This is a genomic window from Vibrio sp. 10N.261.51.A3 (genome assembly GCF_041471965.1).
Lineage (GTDB): Bacteria > Pseudomonadota > Gammaproteobacteria > Enterobacterales > Vibrionaceae > Vibrio > Vibrio crassostreae_C.
Map to the genome: position 1 here is coordinate 1 of NZ_JBFRPK010000057.1, position 18103 is coordinate 18103.

Annotated in this window: 14 protein-coding genes and 2 pseudogenes; 6 read left to right on the plus strand and 10 right to left on the minus strand. The window is 44.3% G+C overall.

Annotation, left to right across the window (positions count from 1 at the left end; translation table 11 throughout):
* Positions 1-134: 134 nt before the first annotated feature.
* Positions 135-1032 (minus strand): annotated as a pseudogene (locus AB4371_RS14430) (IS3 family transposase); the annotation flags it as partial.
* Between the two features lie 36 nt (positions 1033-1068).
* On the opposite strand from AB4371_RS14430, the gene AB4371_RS14435 reads away from it, so the two are divergent.
* A complete protein-coding gene (locus AB4371_RS14435) occupies positions 1069-1884 on the plus strand; it encodes a tyrosine-type recombinase/integrase (RefSeq protein ID WP_240798952.1) in 816 nt (271 codons plus the stop codon).
* A 111-nt stretch (positions 1885-1995) separates the two neighbouring features.
* Here the strand turns inward: AB4371_RS14435 and tdh are convergent, their stop codons facing one another.
* Positions 1996-3027: an L-threonine 3-dehydrogenase gene (gene tdh / locus AB4371_RS14440; RefSeq protein WP_050649238.1), complete on the minus strand. Its 1032-nt coding sequence runs from the start codon at positions 3025-3027 to the stop codon at positions 1996-1998.
* Between the two features lie 110 nt (positions 3028-3137).
* Positions 3138-4331, minus strand: coding sequence for a glycine C-acetyltransferase (locus AB4371_RS14445; RefSeq protein ID WP_372150197.1), 1194 nt, complete (start codon positions 4329-4331; stop codon positions 3138-3140).
* A 455-nt stretch (positions 4332-4786) separates the two neighbouring features.
* Here AB4371_RS14445 and AB4371_RS14450 point away from each other — a divergent pair, with 455 nt between their 5' ends.
* On the plus strand, positions 4787-5719 hold the full coding sequence (locus AB4371_RS14450) for a LysR family transcriptional regulator (protein WP_065584581.1): 933 nt from the start codon (positions 4787-4789) through the stop codon (positions 5717-5719).
* On the plus strand, positions 5719-6102 hold the full coding sequence (locus AB4371_RS14455) for a VOC family protein (RefSeq protein ID WP_372150199.1): 384 nt from the start codon (positions 5719-5721) through the stop codon (positions 6100-6102). The genes AB4371_RS14450 and AB4371_RS14455 overlap by 1 nt, the downstream gene beginning before the upstream one ends.
* A 111-nt stretch (positions 6103-6213) precedes the next feature.
* Here the strand turns inward: AB4371_RS14455 and AB4371_RS14460 are convergent, their stop codons facing one another.
* The 4 genes from AB4371_RS14460 to AB4371_RS14475 form a co-directional block, all read right to left on the minus strand.
* Positions 6214-7749: a PepSY-associated TM helix domain-containing protein gene (locus tag AB4371_RS14460; RefSeq protein ID WP_372150200.1), complete on the minus strand. Its 1536-nt coding sequence runs from the start codon at positions 7747-7749 to the stop codon at positions 6214-6216.
* A 111-nt stretch (positions 7750-7860) separates the two neighbouring features.
* On the minus strand, positions 7861-8211 hold the full coding sequence (locus AB4371_RS14465; protein WP_372150201.1) for a hypothetical protein: 351 nt from the start codon (positions 8209-8211) through the stop codon (positions 7861-7863).
* Between the two features lie 301 nt (positions 8212-8512).
* Positions 8513-8908 (minus strand): cytochrome b562, encoded by a 396-nt coding sequence (locus AB4371_RS14470; protein ID WP_017059534.1) that lies wholly within the window; start codon positions 8906-8908, stop codon positions 8513-8515.
* 144 nt (positions 8909-9052) lie between these two features.
* Positions 9053-9799, minus strand: a complete 747-nt coding sequence (locus AB4371_RS14475) for a phosphatase (protein ID WP_017059533.1) — start codon at positions 9797-9799, stop codon at positions 9053-9055.
* Positions 9800-10120: 321 nt separating this feature from the next.
* On the opposite strand from AB4371_RS14475, the pseudogene AB4371_RS14480 reads away from it, so the two are divergent.
* Positions 10121-13144, plus strand: a pseudogene (locus tag AB4371_RS14480) (HD domain-containing phosphohydrolase).
* Between the two features lie 42 nt (positions 13145-13186).
* Here the strand turns inward: AB4371_RS14480 and AB4371_RS14485 are convergent.
* Positions 13187-14212: a DMT family transporter gene (locus tag AB4371_RS14485; protein ID WP_017059531.1), complete on the minus strand. Its 1026-nt coding sequence runs from the start codon at positions 14210-14212 to the stop codon at positions 13187-13189.
* Positions 14213-14303: 91 nt separating this feature from the next.
* Between AB4371_RS14485 and AB4371_RS14490 the strand changes: the two genes are divergently transcribed.
* Positions 14304-15251, plus strand: coding sequence for a LysR substrate-binding domain-containing protein (locus tag AB4371_RS14490; protein ID WP_372150203.1), 948 nt, complete (start codon positions 14304-14306; stop codon positions 15249-15251).
* A 36-nt stretch (positions 15252-15287) separates the two neighbouring features.
* The gene (locus tag AB4371_RS14495; protein ID WP_004730185.1) at positions 15288-15608 is read left to right on the plus strand and encodes a heavy metal-binding domain-containing protein; all 321 of its coding nucleotides are present in this window, start codon (positions 15288-15290) and stop codon (positions 15606-15608) included.
* 106 nt (positions 15609-15714) lie between these two features.
* On the opposite strand, the gene AB4371_RS14500 is transcribed toward AB4371_RS14495, so the two are convergent.
* The gene (locus AB4371_RS14500; RefSeq protein ID WP_102319751.1) at positions 15715-16971 is read right to left on the minus strand and encodes a peptidoglycan DD-metalloendopeptidase family protein; all 1257 of its coding nucleotides are present in this window, start codon (positions 16969-16971) and stop codon (positions 15715-15717) included.
* Between the two features lie 161 nt (positions 16972-17132).
* Positions 17133-17972, minus strand: a complete 840-nt coding sequence (locus AB4371_RS14505; RefSeq protein ID WP_017069419.1) for a tetratricopeptide repeat protein — start codon at positions 17970-17972, stop codon at positions 17133-17135.
* Positions 17973-18103: the final 131 nt, after the last annotated feature.

Consider the following 18103-nt stretch of genomic DNA (forward strand, 5'->3'; position numbering starts at 1 on the left):
TAAGCTTGTGTATACCTAATATGTTCAAGGTCCTCTAAACCTTGGACAGATTAGTAGTATTTGCACTTAACGTATTGAAAATAATCAAGTGTAGCGGTGAATGGGTAACAACTTTCAGCGTAATGGCAATTGAAATAGTCTTTCGAGCAGTACTGACTACCTCGATCGCTATGAGTTATAACCTGCTCAGGGAATCCTCGACGGAATAAAGCCATCGATAAGGCATCACAGACCAGTGAGGCCGTCATTCTCGTATCCATAGACCAACTAATTACTTGCCTTGAATATAGGTCAATAATGACAGCTAAGTACAGCCAGCCTTCGCTTGTGGCAACATAAGTAATGTCTCCTGCCCATTTTTGATTCGGAGCCGTTGCGTTAAAATCTTGAGCGAGCAAGTTCGGAGCAACGGGCATTTTATGCTTACTGTCCGTTGTACACTTAAACTTGCGTGCTGCTTTCGCTACTAAATCCTGACGTTTCATACTGGCGGCAATGGTCTTAACATTATGGTTATCACCGCTCTCTGCCAGTTCTTTCTGAATACGTCTGAGCCATCTCATTCTTTGCTAACGTCAAAGGCTTCTTTTACCTTGGTATCAAGCTTTTGGCGCTCTGTCTCACGTTGAATCGCCTTGTGGCGGTTCTCAACCCAATAATAAAACCCACTTCAAGAAACTCTGAACACCTTAGCCATACGGGAAATACTGAAACTCAGCAGGTGTTCGAGCATAAATTCATAGCAATTTACTTTAGATTTTTCGCGAAGTAGGTGGCGGCCTTTTTTACGATGTCTAGCTCTTCTGCTTGCTCTGCCAACTGCCTTTTTAGCTTAGCGACTTCAACGGCCAATTCTTGTTCTCGTTGGCTAATATTAGAATTCTTCTTTGTGGCTTTTCGCCAACCATAGATCTGAGATTCATGTAACGAGAGCTGTCTTGCAGCTGTAGCGACTCCCACTTTCTCTGCCAACTTCAGGGTTTCGGCTTTAAATTCAGGAGAATGGATAATACGTTTCTTCTTGCTTGTTATGGTTCACCTCATTAGTGATTGTACTCACTTAACTCAGTGTCCAAAACTACTGGTGCGGATCAGCAAGCTCGGGATCTGATAGCCAAAACAATTGAAGGATTAGGTAACCCGATTGCCTACCACCTTAAAGAACGAGACTACTTGGACTATCGTGCAACACGAATACCTTACCGTGGCAAAAATAAATCTGTTGAGATTTCACCAACAACACATAACATGGAATTGATTTATCTAAAGGGAATGTTCAAGAAACTAATCAAGTACAATCAATGGAAATACCCCAACCCGATTGAAGCTATCGATACAATCAAAACTAGCGAGAAGAACCTGGCATATCTAACCAAGCCACAAATTGAAGAGTTCCTATTTAACCTGAAGAATTTCAACCGCGTAATTACAGTCTCGATTCCACAGCTCATTGTAATCTCTAAGATTTGCTTAGCCACCGGTGCTCGTATAAGTGAAGCTCTCACTCTTACCCGTTCACAAGTAGCTGAATTCAAGCTAACTTACACCGAGACAAAAGGTAAGAGAAATCGAAGTGTGCCCATCTCACCTGCTTTGTATCATGAGATCTTAGATATCGCAGTGAACGACCATAAGATTTTTGACACTACTTATAAGGATGCCTGGCGCTACATTAAAAGGGCTTTACCTAATCATGTTCCAAGTGGGCAAGCAACGCATGTTCTACGGCATACATTTGCTTCGCACTTTATGATGAATAAAGGGGATATTTTGGTGTTACAGCGGATTCTAGGTCACACAAAAATTGAGCAGACAATGGCGTATTCTCACTTTGCTCCCGAGCATTTGATGCAGGCAGTTCACCTCAATCCTTTAGAAAATTAATGGCGACAAAATGGCGACAGCCACTGTAATCGAGCGTTATTTAGCGGTTTTAGACGTAAAAAAGGCGACAATTTAACCTGTCGCCTTTTGCTAATGAGAGCCTAATTTAGACTATTCCCAATCAAGGATAACCTTTCCTGAAAGCCCGCTACGCATAGCGTCAAAGCCTTTTTGGAAGTCATCAACCTTGAAGTGGTGAGTAATGATTGGTGTTAGATCTAGGCCAGATTGAATCAATGAAGCCATCTTGTACCAAGTTTCGAACATCTCACGACCGTAGATACCTTTGATAACCAAGCCTTTAAAGATTACTTGGTTCCAGTCTACTGCCATGTCTGATGGTGGAATACCTAGTAGAGAGATCTTACCGCCGTGGTTCATGTTAGTCAGCATGCTGTTGAACGCAGATGGGTTACCAGACATTTCTAGGCCTACATCGAAGCCTTCAGTCATGCCAAGATCAGACATTACGTCTTCAAGCTTCTCTTCCATCACGTTTACTGCGCGAGTCACACCCATTTTCTTAGCAAGATCTAGGCGGTACTCGTTTACATCAGTGATTACAACGTGACGAGCACCAACGTGCTTAGCAACAGCTGCAGCCATGATACCGATTGGGCCAGCACCAGTAATTAGCACGTCTTCGCCAACTAGGTCGAAAGAAAGTGCTGTGTGTACTGCGTTACCAAACGGGTCAAAGATTGAAGCTAGATCGTCAGAGATTTCTGCAGGGATCTTAAATGCGTTGAACGCAGGAATCACAAGGAACTCAGAGAACGCACCAGTGCGGTTAACACCAACACCTGTTGTGTTACGACAAAGGTGAGTACGGCCGCCACGACAGTTACGACAGTGACCACATGTGATGTGACCTTCGCCAGATACACGGTCGCCGATTTCAAAACCACGAACTTCTTGGCCAATGCCAACAACTTCACCCACGTATTCGTGACCTACTACCATAGGTACTGGGATTGTGTTTTGTGACCACTCATCCCAGTTGTAGATATGTACGTCAGTACCACAAATTGCGGTTTTCTTAATACGAATAAGAAGATCATTATGACCCATTTCAGGTTTTTCAACCTCGGTCATCCAAATGCCTTCTTCAGGCTTTAGCTTAGAAAGTGCTTTAATTTTCATAATGTTACCTAGTTCATCTCGCCTAACTGTAAGGCGAGAATCAAAAATCTATATATTCTACTGGGTGTTGCTCTATCTAATTAAAGGATGCTCGTGGCATCCCTTTAAAATTAGATGATACCCATGTCTTTACCAACTTGAATGAACGCATCGATTGCGCGGTCTAGTTGCTCACGAGAGTGTGCAGCAGACATTTGCGTACGGATACGAGCTTGACCTTTTGGTACTACAGGGAAAGAGAAACCTACAACGTAGATGCCTTTCTCTAGTGCGCGCTCTGCGAATTCAGCCGCTACTTTTGCATCACCCAGCATGATTGGGATGATTGCGTGGTCAGCACCGCCCATAGTGAAGCCCGCTTCTTCCATGCGAGTACGGAAGTGAGCAGAGTTTTCCCATAGTTGAGTGCGTAGGTCGCCTGATTCCGCAAGAAGATCTAGAACACGGATAGACGCAGATACGATTGCTGGTGCAACAGAGTTAGAGAATAGGTATGGACGAGAACGCTGACGTAGCCAGTCGATCACTTCTTTCTTACCAGAAGTGTAACCGCCTGAAGCGCCACCCATTGCTTTACCAAGCGTACCTGTGATGATGTCGATACGGTCAACAACGTTGTGGAACTCGTGAGTACCCGCGCCGTTTTCACCCATGAAGCCTACTGCGTGAGAGTCATCAACCATAACTAGTGCGCCGTACTTGTCAGCAAGGTCACAGATAGCAGGAAGGTTAGCCACTACGCCGTCCATTGAGAACACACCGTCAGTTACGATAAGCGTGTGACGAGCGCCCGCTTCTTTAGCTGCTATAAGTTGTTGCTCTAGCTCTTCCATGTTGTTGTTCGCGTAGCGGAAGCGCATTGCTTTACACAGACGAACACCATCGATGATAGATGCGTGGTTTAGTGCGTCAGAGATGATTGCGTCTTCTTTACCTAGAATCGTTTCGAACAAACCAGCGTTTGCATCAAAACAAGATGTGTAAAGGATAGTGTCTTCTTTACCTAGGAACGTAGAAAGCTTTTGCTCTAGTTCTTTGTGAGAATCTTGAGTACCACAGATGAAACGTACTGAAGCCATACCAAAACCGTGCTGATCCATACCATCTTTAGCCGCTTCGATAAGATCTGGGTGGTTAGCAAGACCTAAGTAGTTGTTTGCACAGAAGTTTAGTACTTCTTCACCAGTCGAGATAGAAACCGCTGCTTTTTGAGCAGAAGTAATAATGCGCTCAGACTTGTAAAGACCTTCTTCTTTAACTTCTTCGATTTGAGTTTGAATCTGTTGGTAAAATGCAGAAGACATTGTCTCATTCCTTCCTAGTTATTATTCAGCAGCATCGCGCGCCGCATTATGTAGGGATATAAACGATCTCAACACGATCATTTACACTGTAAAACTTATGCCTATATTCTAGTTGAACATACCCTTTTCGATTATCCCTCTAGTTGGAAAAACATTAATGAACCACAGGCACTAATAATAGTTCATCCCAGTGACATAGGGCACATTAACGCCCTTCACCTGCTTTTTTAAACGCCAAATTAGCTATAATTTCCGTCTAATTTCGCTTTCATATCAAATCTCAATTTTTCATCTCAGAATGCGCAGCAGCAACGCCGCTATACAGATGAGCTTCAAACACAACAACCTATCAGAGCAATCACGTCAATCAATTAATGAAATTGATTCACAAATCAAAGTAAATCGCTCACAATGACCATTAAGTTCATCGTTGAAACTAGCTTAACTGGATACTTATGATTAACCCAAAACTCATCGCCCTGCTTCCGGATCTCGCCTCGTTCATTTTGGTGGTTAACGAAGGTAGTTTTACGGCTGCAGCAAAACAGTTAGGCGTGACACCATCAGCCTTGAGTAAGCTCATCACCCGCTTGGAAAAAGCGCTATCGGTGAAACTGTTTGAGCGTACCACTCGTACCCTTATCATTACGCAAGCGGGTCAATTGGTTTATGATCAGAGTGTGGTGATGATCAACGCAGCGCAACAAGCCGTTGAACTGTCTACCTCCGACCATACCGAACCTGCAGGCTCGATAACGGTAGCGGCGCCTGAAGCCTTCTTGAATTCGGTATTGCAGCCTTTCGTTGTTCCATTCTTAAATCAGTATCCAGAAATCCAACTTAAATTGAGAGCGGCTGACGGCGACATCGATATTTTACGTCAAGGCATCGACATTGCTTTCCGCCTGACTGATAAGCCCGACGAAAGCTTAGTATTGAAAGAGTTAGGAAAAACAAACCTCGTGTTGTGTGCAAGCCCTGACTATTTAGATGCCAAGGGGATTCCTCACCACCCTACCGAGCTGTCTGAACACGACTGTTTGTATCTTGCAGAGACAGACAAAGATCACATTTGGGATTTTCTTAAAGATGATGAATTTCACACAGTACCCGTCAGTGGACGTTACGCAGTTAACCACTCGCAGATGCGACTGAAAGGTGTGAAAGAAGGTCTAGGCGTCGGTATTTTCCATGACTTCGTGATTCAAGATGCGTTGGCTGAAGGGTCTGTAGTACAAGTGTTGGAAGATTGGACTATCAAGAGTAATTACCATGGTGCGATTGCGATGCAATTTGCTCAAACCAAGTATATGCCCGCACGACTGCGTGTATTCATTGATTACGCCATGAAGCACTTAGGTGACAAGTTGGCAGGAGAAATAAACTGATGCTGAAAGGAATACACCACGCGGCCATAATCTGTTCAAACTACGACGCGTCGAAACACTTTTACACTGAGATTTTGAAACTTGAGATAATTGCTGAAAACTATCGTGAGGCTCGCCAGTCGTACAAACTTGATTTAGCGCTACCTAATGGTGCTCAAATAGAACTATTCAGCTTCCCTAACGCGCCAGAAAGGCCTAGCTTTCCTGAAGCTCAAGGGCTAAGACACTTAGCTTTTTGTGTTGATGACGTTCAACAAATCAAAAGCTATTTGGAAGAACAAAGAATCGAAGTCGAACAGATCCGAATTGATGAATTTACAGGTAAAGCATTTACTTTTTTTGCCGATCCTGACGGGCTTCCGCTAGAGCTGTATCAGATCTAAAGCTTTATCAAATATAGAGCTGTACAAGTCTAACGTCTTCTTAATAAACAGAGCATGTCATCTGAATAATGAAACTGACCTCCTCAAAAAGGAGGTCAGTTTGTATATCAATTAACTCAATGCCGTCTTGAATTTCTCAACGCGTGAAAATAGTAACCAATCCAGCAGCATTGCTGTCACGATCGTCGCTCCCGCCAGTGGAAACAGTACTGAAATAACTATCACGATCACTAAACCTGTCTTCCAAAGCCCTGCATCGCCAAACTTCGGTGGCGTGCCAAGCTTTCTTTGACCTGAAGGTCTACGTATCCACCACATCACACAGCCAGTCACGGACACAACAATGAACGCCAAACAAAACAAAGCATTTAGAAGCTTGTTAATGATGCTGATGTCACCTTGATGCAATGAAATACCTACCGCTAACGTTTTGGCAATGAAGTTATAATCTTGCCATGTCACCTCACCCAGAATACGACCTGAGTATTGGTCGAGGTGCGTAGTACGATCCTGCGTTGGATCGATGATGTCACCGCCCATAGTGTTGGCTGTGACCGTGTAAACACCTGTTTCTGAACGCGGGAAATTCACCTTGTATTGAGTGAAACCAAGTGAGTGCGCTTTTTGGATAACATCATCAATCCCGAAACTGCTTGCTGACATCACATGTTGAGAGTGGTCTTCGCCCATCTTAGAGTGATCATGAGGTTCAGATGCCTCTTCCACGTGATGTACATGTTCTGCAGGCTTATCTTGAGACAACGGCAGCGGTGTTTGTTCTAGATTCCATGGAAGTTCTTCCTCTGAGCCATGGTTAAGCGATGTGTGCGTCTTATCAGACAACGGAATATCGTCCCACATTTGAGCAGGGAAAGTGCTCCATGCTTGAACAAGCTTACCGCCCCAAAAACCTGTCCATGCCAATCCAGACAGAATAAACAACAACAGAACGAGCGATAACACACCTCCAATGTTCGCATGCAGATCACGCATTAAAATACGCGTTCCTGAACCAAATCGAAGCTTAAGAAAACCAGCGCGGCTTGCGTTGTCTCTCGGTAACCATAAATAGATACCACTGATGAGCAACAGAATAGACAAGCTTATTGCGACTTCAATTAGGTAATCACCCCAATCACCAATCAACAAAGTGCCGTGAATGTCATTGGCGAGTTGGTATAGGCTGTCGCTGCGCGGAATCTCTCCAACCACTTCACCAGTATATTGATTCACAGTCGCGAAAACAGACGTTCCGTCTTCAAGTGATACCGAAAAGCGGTTAGCCAGATCAGGTGCTTTGCTCGGAACAAACTGCGTCACCGAACCTTGTGGGTATTGAAGTTGTACTGCAGCTAACTGTTGTGACACTTTAATCGGCTCGCCCGATGCAACAATCTCGATCGCATCGTGATGGAAAGCTAACTCGATTTCATCATCAAACAGCATCACCAAGCCTGTAATGCTCAGCATTAACATAAACGGGATAACGAATAGCCCAGCATAGAAGTGCCAGCGCCATGTGAGGAAGTAGAGGGTTTTATTGCGGTCTTTGCTTTCTATACTGGTTTTCGAACCAGTGGCTGCACTGCTTTTAGACTGCGAAGTTGCTTGTGCTTTCGCAGGGGTTTGAGATTCATTTCTCAACATTATTATTTCCTTTGACACACGCAAACATACCTTCTGAAAAATCAGAAAGTAATCTGAGCATGTTTAACTTTACTTAATACTTTATTTTTTAATTATTTTAATGGGTTAGGTTTAAGCAATAACAAAGGGAGGGCCGCGCGGGGCTTGCCTCGTGTAGCGTTCGCTTAGAGCCAAAAAAGCGTAGCTGTCGGAGGCAATAGAACTCAGTCGAGTTGTCAGTAGTGTAGTGGGAAGTTCATCTTGGTGAAACGTGGAAAAATGGCTAAACGGACACGGCTTTCCTTTATGAGTATTAGGTTCGCCTTCTTCGATTTGAACCAATTCAAAGCCATTGACCGTACATAACGACGCCCATACTCCCGCACTATTACCATGAGCATTGATAACAGGCATTAATGTCACTAGCGCCCAGCTTAATGCTGTTGCAAGTAACATGAAGAAGTTGAACGAGGTTCGGCGCATTATTCCAAGTCTTTATAAATTTCCCTTATTATGAGGGACTTGGAATATAGGTAAACGTAAAGATTAACAGCAAGTTAAAAAATTGAAGCTAACGCACACTCTTTTTCGTTAAATACTGGTTACAACACTAAAACTAAAAAAGTAATACTCATCTCTTTGCAGCAGGCTTTCGATAAAAGAGACAATAAAAACGCCGCCTTACACCTTCCTCGAAAGAGGGTAATGTAAGGCGGCGTTTTAGAAATCGAATCTTGAGGTTTGCTCTTTGTTACCTATCTAGCAAACGTTCATGATTAACGAATTAACCGAAGATCTTGCTCCAGATGCTTGGGTTACGCTTCTCATGGTACTCTTCACGAAGGCCATCAATAGTACGAAGTTCTTGCTGTGCCGACGCTAAGTCACCTTGGTCTAGCTTCTGCTCAATGCTATCCAGTGATGCACTGATCTTTTTGAAGCCTTCCATGAAGTTGTCTTCTTTCTCGACTGGGTAAACACCCGTTTTCAGCTCTGCCACTAGCGTATCTAAACGAACGATAGGCTTTTGCATCTCTTCAATGCTTTGAGCTTCTGCCGCTTGTTTGAACGCAAGCTTCATTTCTTGCATGTTTTTCTTAAGGTCTACATTAGCAAATGCATTGCCAGACAATACTGAAGCAGCGATTAAGCCAGATAAAAGGATTGAGCGAGTTTTCATTGTTTCTCCAAGTGAAGCGGTGTCTTTGAAGTTAGAGCCGTCATTACTGTGGCACTTCGACTTTATTATTTTCGGCTAGTGTATACAAAAATCTTTCAGGCACAAAAATTGATTGTGTCGAAATGCAAACCCGCCGACATTCTCTTAAACAAGATCTGAATATTCTGGGATTTCATTACGACCGCGCAAGGCCAAAAAGGCTAGGAACTGCTTTGGCGAATGGGTAATCACTTTACTCGAATCTACGCCCACTTCATCTAACAATGCTGCGACTAAGTCTAAGCCACCGACATCTAAACAGAAATGCGCATCGCTGCCTGTTGTAATAAATGCACCCTTCGCTTTCGCTATTCTTGCAATCTCATAGCAGCGGTCAACACTGCCAACTCGGCTATTGCCTTTGAGTGTGGTGTTGTTGATCTCAATCGCCACGTTGTTCTCAACCGCACATTGAATAACGGCTTCGAAATCGAAATCAAAATTAGGATTGCCTAAGTGACCAAGCGCATCAATTCGACCGCCCTTAATCACATTCAACAATGCTTCTGTATGGGTAGCGACATCCGATGGGCGAAATACTGGCTCATGAAAACTCGCGATCACCCAATCCAAGTTCTTATCCACACTCGGATGAATGTCGATTTCACCCTGTGTGTTCATGATGTTTGACTCAACACCTCGAATAATTGCGACATCTTCAATAAAACGAGGGAGCACACGCTGATTGCTGAAGAACCAATAGTGTGGCGCGCCCGGCATTGATTCTGAATGATCAGTAGTACAAAACATGGCTAAACCATTTTGCTTTGCCGACTTGGCGTTTTCGATCAATGTGCTGTAAGCATGACCACTTGCGTATGTGTGGGTGTGAGTATCTACTTTGAGTTCCATGAATCAATGCCCTCTTCGCTCGGTCAAAATACGTTTTTCAGAAAGTAACTCTGAATCTCTTTCAGGAAAAGAATACTTCAGAAAATGAATGCCTAATGGCAACAATTCGGCCAGTTTATCAGCTGAAAGTGACAATTAGCACCCAAACATAAAGGTTTATTACTGGTTCATTTACACGACACGGGAATACGTGGCTAACCAGAGCCAGCCAGCGCTTGGCCTTATCTAAGTAGAACCGCACACACTCGGTAATTGCGCCAATTTTTTGCAACCTACCCAAGTTCGTCAATACTTAAACCAGTCTACAAACCGGAGTGTTAGATGAGAAGAAGACGATATCCGCTGAGTATCCACATCACTAGCCTTTTCCTAATTTTGACAACACTTGTCGGTGCGGTATTGATTTCGATAAGTTATCGGCACTCCCAAGAGCTGCTGCTAGGCACAGTGCGCGAGATCAGTAATGAGCATCGCGACAAGCTGGAATCAGTATTTAAACAAGCCATTGCCCCTGTTATCACAACCTTAAATGTGATGGCGGTGAGCCCGTTTGTTGCTCATCAAACTTCCGCTGTCGAAAAAGACTCTTGGCTTGCTTCGGTCGATATCATCTTCAAGCAAAACACCAATTTGGTCGCTCTATTTTATGGTTCTGAAGATGGTGACTTCAGAATCTTTCGTCCATTAAGCACCAATAAACAGAGAGCCGCAAACAGCGCCCCCGCTAAAGCGACCATGATGGTCAGCAGCACCAATCTAGACGGTGAAAACTTTATTACCTACCTTGATGGCGCACATCAAGTGATCAGTACTCGACAAGCAGAGAGTAAGTTCAACCCCACAACTCGTCCTTGGTTTCGTAACGCAAAGCCTGACGGCTCAATACAACTCTCTGAACCCTATCTGTTCTATTTCCTGCAAACCAATGGTATTACGCTCTCTAGGCGTTCTGCCGATGGCAAGCATGTGGTTGGTGCCGACTTTACGTTGAGTTCCCTCTCTTCTCAGATCAGTGAATTAGCTTATTCTCCGCAAACCCGACTCGCCTTGTTCGATCAACATTTTAATCTTCTCGGTCAGCATCAACTTGAGCTATCAGTACCCAAGCCTGACTCCCAATCTGATGACACAAGTAAAACTGAGCAAACGAACAACCAAACGACGGGGAATCTCTCTGGCAGTGAGCAAGACCAAAGCTTCTTTAATGTGCCCAAACGTGAACAGATGGAAGCATTGAAAGCGTCCGTTATTGCGCCGCTTATCTCTGATGAAGAGAAGTTTAACCTCAATCTAAAAAACGTTGAGTACAACTTAAACACTTGGGCACTAACGCTAACGCCGGTTCAACTGACTCAAAATGTCACCTTATACTTGGCAGAAGCGACGCCACACAATGAGCTGCTCGCTGATCTTATCTCGATGCGAGACAAGCAAGTTGCGGTCGCGATTGGGATGTTGTTCATCTGCTTCGCTATCGTATGGTTTGTTGCTAATCGACTGTCTCAGCCGCTCAATACGCTGATGCAACTCACCGACAACATCGCTCGGTTCGACTTCAGGCGTACTCATTATCCCAAAAGCATGATTCAAGAAGTGGCTAACCTCGCCCACTCGATTGAGCTAATGGAACACACGCTTCATGATCTGATTACCCTACTTCGAGACACCGCCGGGAATCAGGAGTTTTCGATCTTAGCCAAGAACATTGCTCATCAAAGCTATTTAATTACCAAAGCAGAAACCATTGTCCTTTTCACTCAATCCAAAGAGAAAGACGTGTTTGATACGGCAGCCAACCTTGCCATTCTTCCTTTTAAGGCCGACATCAATGACTTCATCAAACACACGCCTTGGTTGCTGTGTCAGCTTAAATCTGGTGAGACGATCCATTTGAACAGAGAAGACAATGTTCTCAACTATTACCAAGATTCGATCTTCAATTCAGACCTGTACCTATTTCCACTATTAAACCGAGAGAAACTGTTGGTAGGGATTGTGGCAATTGGCTATGAGAGACCAATTACCAAGATGCAGGCAGACAAGCACGCCTTTTTAAGAGAGTTGCTCAGCTTTGCGGAAATAGCGAAAGACAACATCGACCAAATGCAGCAACAAAAAGACATGCTTAATGCCTTTATTGAGCTGATTGCATCGGCGATTGATACCAAGTCACCTTATACGGGCGGGCATTGCCAACGAGTGCCTGAGCTCACCAAATGGCTAACTCAAGCAACCATAGATGATGACCGCTATTACCCGCAATTCTCATTGGACAGTAAACAGTGGGAAGAGTTGATGCTCGCCGCTTGGCTTCATGACTGCGGCAAGGTGACCACGCCTGAATATGTGGTAGATAAGGCAACAAAACTGGAAACCATTTACGACCGAATCCACGAAGTGCGAATGCGTTTTGAGTTGTTGAAACAGCAAGCGGAAACCGATTACTGGAAAGCGATGGCGAACGGTGCACTACAAGAAGAACAACTCAAAATACTCGAACAAAGCCTGTCTGAACTGGATGAGGAGTTTGCCTTCGTTGCTGAGTGTAATCTTGGCGGCGAATCTATGACGGAAGAGCAGCTAGAACGCTTAGATCAAATAGCCAAACGCCAATGGAAACGTACACTGGATGATCAATTGGGTTTGTCTTGGTCTGAAAAAGAGAGATTTAACACCCAAAAATAGTCGGTTGAGAAAGAGAGAACTGAGCCAACAAGTCAGGAAAAGGGTTTGCCTGTCATGGAGCCTCTGCTTGCAGACAAACCGGAGCATAAAATACCTTGGGACAATGGCTTTAACCCTGCCGATGTATGGCAAGAAGCGTTTGTACTTAAGCCCGGAGAAGTTAAATACAACCAAGGTGAACTGCACAATTTGAAAGTACGCCGTGGTACGCTAAACGATGAAGAACGTTTCATGATCAACGATCATATTATCCAAACCTTCACCATGCTCAACAAGTTGCCTTACCCGCCTTACCTTCAAAACATTCCGGATATCGCCAGCGGACACCACGAACGTATCGACGGTAAGGGATACCCAAGAGGCTTAAACGAAGACCAGTTACCTCTGCCGTCCAGAGCAATGGCAATTGCTGATGTCTTTGAAGCACTCACCTCTAGTGATCGCCCTTATAAGAAAGGTAAACTCTTAAGCGAATCACTCAACATCATGACCGACATGGCCACCAGCGGTCATATCGATCCCAAGTTGTATTTACTGTTTTTGGAAAACAAAATCTACGATAAATACGCTGAGCGATTCCTAGAAATGAACCAACGCTGCGAGATTGACCCGCACGAACACATCGACCGAGTAAAAGAATACATACGCTCATTGTTCTAAGTTTTAAATTAACCATTCAGAGGATAAGCCATAACTCAATGGTTAGCTTTTAGCTGCCGAGTCCAATACCGCAACGTCCACTACAGTCGCTACAGCCACTGTGGTGTGCGGTTTTTGTTTGGCTTTCGCCTTGCTGTGTCTTTTTGCCAGCAATGTATTGGTGATGCTCGCCACGACAATCAGGTTAATGCCAATCATCTGCTGTGTAGAAAACACATCATCAAAGAACAAGCCCTGCCAAAGCGCGCTAAACAGCATGTTAGTAAAAATCAGAGGTGCCAACTGGGAGCCACTGTCTGCAAGCTTATACGCCTTGGAACGGAAGATTTGGGTATTGATGGTAAACAGTGCAAGACCAAGTGATCCGAGAACAATCCAGCGTAAATCGTCAAAAGACAGCAACGCCGACAAGGTTCCTTTCTCTGCACTTTCAAGTACATCAGGCACCGCAGAAACAGAAGTAAACACCACCATTGGTATCACAATAATTGCCGCAACTAAAAAGGTCCACGCGTTAAGCTCTGCCGGAGTCAGGCTGGTTTTAGACGCTCGGTACAAACTCACTTGCGAGCCAGAATTAAATACCCCCGCGAGAAGCCCAAGCAGAAGCGCAGGTCTAAAGAACTCCGAACCCAACTCAAACTGCGACCAATCCCCCGCCATCATCACTACGCCAACAAAGGTGACAGCTAAACACACTATCGTCGTTGTATGAATCTTGGTTCTAAATATTAACTTTTCTAACAATGGAATAAACAGAGGCCCCGTACTGAACAACACAACCCCTTCAACAAGCGTTAAGGTTTGCAGTGAAGTAAGGAAACACCACTGACACGCCACCATAAAGATCGCCCGCATCACCAAAGGTTTCCACATTTCTCGTGTCGGCTTGCTGATTTTGTAAAAGGTCAGGAAAAGAAATAAAAACAGACTGGGTAACAAAAAACGCACAAAACTGAGTAACGAAGTGGGCATCACTTCAGATAGATACTTAGCCATCAAGCCACTTAAAGACAAACTGAACGTCGACAACAACATGAAAGTCGTCGCCTTGGTAATATCAGACATAATTATCACCTCCTATGACATCTATTTTAGAGGCGTGACGTAATGAAAAATAGCGAGTAATATTAACTATAACTGTAAGGAAAACTTACCAATGAAAAAACTCGTTCCGCTTAAATCCGTTTATGCTTTCATTGCTGTTGCTGAGACTGGCAGCATGACCGACGCCGCGCGGGTATTGTACGTCAGTCACTCTGCGGTAAGCCAAGCGATAAAGTCGTTAGAACAACTGGTCAACAAGCCTCTGTTTCAACGAGTCGGTCGTCGTGTTGTTCTTAATGCCGCAGGTAAGCGATATTACCGCAAAGTTGCTCCCGCACTTGAGCAAGTGATAGAGGCGACCGAAGAGCTTGCCAGAACGCCTAACGACCACCGCATTACCCTCAACATGGTCAATTCGCTAGCGATGCACTGGTGGATCCCACGAGTTCCCGACTTCCAAGCCTTCGCTCCCTCACTTGATATCCGCATTTCGACGCTAACTGGCCCTTTCGATATCGAGCAGGAAGGGGTCGATGTTGCGCTTGTACATGGCAAACCCAACGAGTGGGAACAATATTACAGCGAGAAACTGGGCGACGATGACCTAATCTTGGTGTGTAGCCCTACGATATTAAAAAACCAGACCGGATTGAGCGTCGAACAACTCGTCAAACAAAACCCGACCATTGGCGTTTTTAACCTCAGGCGACAACACGACTGGCAAGTGTGGTGCGACAATTACCAAATCCCAATGCCCACATTCCATAGCAACCTGACATTCGATGTCTCCATTCAAGCAGTACAAGCTGCGATTCGTTCACTAGGCGTATTGGTTACACATCGCTTGTTTGTGAAGGATGACATCAGCCACGGGATGCTTGTCGAACTGGGTAAACCGGTTGCTAACCCGCACCAAGATTTTTACTTTGTTTGCCCAAAAAACAAATTAAAACAAGAAAGTGTGCTAAAACTGAGAACATGGTTAAGACATGAATTCACACGCTCAGAGACAGCACTGAACGATGACATTCAAGAACAAGACCAAGCTATCAATCAATAAGCGAGTAACAACTCAGCAAGCTTACAAGAGGCCATTATGATTATTACCACCACTCAATCTGTCGAAGGCAAACGCATTGTCGATTACAAAGGGGTTATCGCCGGAGAAGCCATTCTAGGGGTGAACGTTTTCAAAGATATGTTTTCAGGAATTCGTGACTTTGTGGGTGGACGTTCTGGCACCTACGAGAAAGAACTGGAAAAAGCACGTAACTACGCGTTCAAAGAGTTAGAACAGAAAGCGATTGAAGCGGGTGCCAACGCGGTGGTAGGCGTAGATATTGATTACGAAGTCTTGGGAACAGGTAATGGCATGTTGATGGTCTCTGCTAGTGGCACGGCAGTGGTGGTTGCTTAACTGAATCACTCGCTAAATCATGCGATTACCTAGAAAAACGCCCCTTAGCTGAATCGCTAGCTAAGGGGCGTTATTGTATTCGCTGCCAAACTAGGCTTGAATATCTCTAACTCGCACGATCTTCTGGCTCAGAAATCATGGCATCAAAAGAGGCAATTCGAGCCAAAAACTCTTTTCTATCTTTAGGCATAATTGAGCTTGCCATTGGTAAGTTCGCCTTCATCGCATCGACGGCGCGACCACGAACCAATACCTCAAAGTGCAAGTGCGGGCCAGTAATACGACCAGTAGCACCCGATAGCGCAATTTTCTGACCTCGCTTAATTTGCTGACCTTTCTTAACTAAGAAGCGGCTCAAGTGAAGATAACGCGTCGTATATACGCTGTTGTGTTCAATCACCAAATATTTACCAGCATACGGGTGGTCACGAAGTGCCACCACTCGACCATCACCAGTTGAGTAGATAGGTGAACCAACAGGTGTCGCAAAGTCGGTACCATTGTGCGGTGAGATTCGCCCAGTTACTGGGTGTCTTCGTGTCGGATTGAACGAAGAAGTGATTCTTCGGAATTTTCTGTCGACTGGGTATCTATCAAAGGCTTGCTCTAGACTATTTCCCTCTCTGTCATAAAAAAGACCATCTGGTGCTAGAAAAGCTGCGACTTCTCGGTTTCTTAATTGAATTGAGATACCTTGAATTTCTGTTTTACCCGTTAGGTGATCATCCGTGTACTGCTCTTTGATCAATACATTGAAGCTATCACCAGCTCTCAGCTCTCGAGCGAAGTTGACTTTGTCTTTTAGTGTGCGGGTGATATTGGCTATCTGGTTAGTAGTTAACCCCGCTTTGTAGGCTGACGTTGAAAAGCTACCGTGAACACTACCCGCATAGAGTTTTTCTTTCCATTCGCCTGGGATCTCGTGGAATTTATAGGTGAAGCTACCATCATCGTTTCGAGTAAAGGCTGCTTGCTCAACCAAACTCTCGTGATAAATCAGCTCCACAAGCTGTTTTGAGTCACTATCCAAAAGCAACTCTAGATGGTCACCAGGTTTTATTGTGTCGAGTTTCAAAGACTCCAGATCCGCTTCCATCACCTTTTGAACGGTTCCATATGGCAGTTGCCATGACGAAAAGATGTTGCTTAGCGTATCGCCAACTTTCACAAAATAATGGACCTTAACCAAAGAGTTGGGAGTCGCTTGCGAGTCGATGACTTCCTTATCATTAGGTTGAGAACCTTGGTAAGGTGTTATTTTGATAGAGATTTCTGGTGCTGGTTTGGAGTGAAAAGAGAGCAAAGCAGCAAGGGAAAATGCGCTGATCGCAGTAACGATCAGACCAATACGGAGGAACTTCATAAAATACTTAGCGGTTATAACGAGGAACTTAGAATGTGTTATAACATAACAATTAAATCAAAAAAATAAATGAAATGTAAGAAACCATAGCGCGATAGGTGTGAAAGTATGGTGAGCATGCAAAGCCCACCACCTTAGTTAACACGGATCTTTACCTCATATTACTCTTCACGAAGTACTTCGAAGCGTTCTAAGCCTCGCAGCATCTCAAAGTCCGGCTCTTCAGTTAGCAGCTCTCTCATGGACCCACTGGCTTCAATAGCGCGCTCTAAGTCATCGATAGCTTGACCTTCTGCCCCTAATCGAGCATAGGCGCAAGCACGTTGATACAAGGCATGAGCATTTTGGTCATCGACTTCTAATACACGGTTACAAAGACTCATTGCCCAGTGGTATTCCTGTATATCCATAGCAGCGTCAGCTTTGGCAGTAAGTGCTTCTAAATCTCCAGGACGAACCTTCAGTATTTCATCGTAGATTTCAATTTTTTGCTCTGCCGTTTGTGCGTTCTGTGCTCTCAACCATAGGTTATGAATCTCATTGATAATTTCAATTTCGCGGTTGTTGTCGGAAATGATTCTGGTCTTGCGCTTAAGATCCCGTTCAAGAACATTAAACTTCTTCTCATAGTCTTGAGCGATAGAATTAAGTCGCTTATCAGCCATGTCTTGAGTTGTGTGTTTAAGCTCTTTGATGGATTGCCAACCCACCAGCGCGATAAGAGAGGCCACACCAGCAATAATGTAGAAGAAGTAGGTTACGGTTACATTGGCGTAATTCAGAGACTTGTCTGCCACAGTCAGTTCCCGGTCAGTCATCTGAATGGTCAAGCGTCTTTCAAGATCCTGCTGTTCCATTCGAAGCTGCTTCAACTCATCCAAGATATAGCGTTCCATCAGCGGTCTATCCAAATACTCTTGTTCCGAGTACTTAACCTCTTCGCTTGCAAAACTCATCGTGCTGAACACCGAGATAACTGCAATCAATAAGATTCGAAGCATTATACATTCCTTATATATTTATCTTTAGACTAACTGTATCTCGTAATAGGCATACAAGCTAGGAAGTCGACAAGTTTGCTATGTCCATATTGGAATTAACACTCTAAAACATCATTGATAATTATAAAACA